2 protein-coding genes and 1 pseudogene are annotated in these 1,625 nt (G+C 70.3%); 2 read left to right on the top strand and 1 reads right to left on the bottom strand.

Annotation, left to right across the window (positions count from 1 at the left end; translation table 11 throughout):
• The coding region (locus WA965_RS07655) for an arabinosyltransferase C-terminal domain-containing protein (protein ID WP_526447310.1) at positions 1 to 1,160 on the top strand (1,160 nt) is incomplete at its 5' end.
• Between the two features lie 4 nt (positions 1,161 to 1,164).
• On the opposite strand, the gene WA965_RS07660 is transcribed toward WA965_RS07655, so the two are convergent.
• Positions 1,165 to 1,383 (bottom strand): hypothetical protein, encoded by a 219-nt coding sequence (locus WA965_RS07660; RefSeq protein ID WP_526293909.1) that lies wholly within the window; start codon positions 1,381 to 1,383, stop codon positions 1,165 to 1,167.
• 52 nt (positions 1,384 to 1,435) lie between these two features.
• Here WA965_RS07660 and WA965_RS07665 point away from each other — a divergent pair.
• A pseudogene (locus WA965_RS07665) lies at positions 1,436 to 1,625 on the top strand (1,4-dihydroxy-2-naphthoate polyprenyltransferase); the annotation flags it as partial.

The raw sequence follows: 1,625 nt of genomic DNA on the forward strand, positions 1-1,625 counted from the left end.
GGCCGTCGGAACCGGTGCGACCGGCGGGCGCACCGCTGAACAACCCGCTGCTCTGGGTGGGTCTGCTGGCGGCGGGCACCCTCACCGCGATGGCCTTGCGGCGCGTTCGACGCGCGCAGATCGCCGCGCTCGGTCCCGCGGTGATGACGCTCGTCGCGTTCGCCACCGCGCTGGTGCTGCTGGTCGGATCTTTTGTCGCCGCGCCGGTGCGCCGGCCCGCCGGTTCACTGGCGATGACGAACCTGAACCGGATCGCATCGACCCAGGTGTGCGGGTTGGCCGACGACATCGAGCTGTTGCCCGACGGCGAAGTGCTGGCAGCGGCGGGACCGGGTGTCCAGCCATCCGGTTTCGCCGCGCTGGCGGGCTTCTATCCCGGCGCACCTCCCCCGGACCCACCGGGATCCGGCACGTCGGCTCACATGTGGGGCAGTTGGACCGCCGACGGCCCGGCCACCGCGGAGATCACCACCGAATGGTTCGTGCTGCCGCCACTGGCACCCGACGCCGGAGTGGCCCTGTCCATTTCAGGACGCACCTCCGGTGCCAACACGCTGCGTCTGGAGTTCGGCAGGACGGACGGCGCAGACGTGACGGTGCTCGGTTCGGGCGCGCCGGTCGACCGACCGGCCTCCGACGAGGATCCCGAGCATCCGCTGTGGCGGTCGGTGGGGGTCGACTCCGCCGGCGTCCCCGCCGGCGCCGACCGGGTACGTATCCACGCCGTCGACGGCCGCACCGACGAGGCGGGCTGGCTGGCCTTCACCGGCCCACGGTTACGCACCAGCATTCCGCTCAACGACTTCCTGGCCGACAACGGACCGGTGCTGATCAGTTGGCCGATGTCGTTCCTGTTCCCCTGCGTGCAGAACATCGCCGAGGTCTCCGGCGGACTGGCGCAGACGCCGCGCACGGTGATCGAATCGCCCCGCCCCTGGTTCACCGAGGACCGCAGATCAGACCTCGGTGGCACCTTCGCCGGACTCGCCACTTTCGGGGAACTGAACGAGGTCCCGAGCAGACTCGTCGGACATCCCGAGGTCGACTGGGGATCAGTGCTGGTCTCCGGGGACACCGCAGCACGGGACAGCTACGCGCGCAGCACAACTCGAGAGGTGGTGCCGGGCATCGGCGCCACCAGGGATCAGCGACCCCGGTGACGGCCTAGACGTCGTCGGGCTCGTCCTCGGTGTGCCGAGATGCGCGCCGGGCTCCGTCGCGGATCTCGAACACGTCGGTCGCGAGCCCACCGATGGCATTCGCGACATCCTTGACCGCAGACGTGATGATCGACGTCACCTCGCCGACCGTCGATGCGCCCGCCCCGACGATCTCCTGCACGGCGTCCTTGCGGATCTCGGCCTTGCTCAGTCGGTCGTCCATGCGTTCAGTCTGCCACGACGAGCGCCACCGGACGCGTGCAAGACTGACGCCCGTGGCCAGTATCGCCCAGTGGGTCGAGGGGGCGCGCCCCCGAACGCTGCCCAACGCCGTCGCGCCGGTGTTCGCCGGAACGGGCGCCGCCGCGTGGCTCGGCGCCGCATCGTGGTGGAAGGCGTTGCTCGCGTTGGTGGTCGCGGTGGCGATGATCATCGGGGTCAACTACGCCAACGACTACTCCGACG

This window comes from Mycobacterium sp., from assembly GCF_049683935.1.
In the GTDB taxonomy this organism is placed as follows: Bacteria; Actinomycetota; Actinomycetes; order Mycobacteriales; family Mycobacteriaceae; genus Mycobacterium.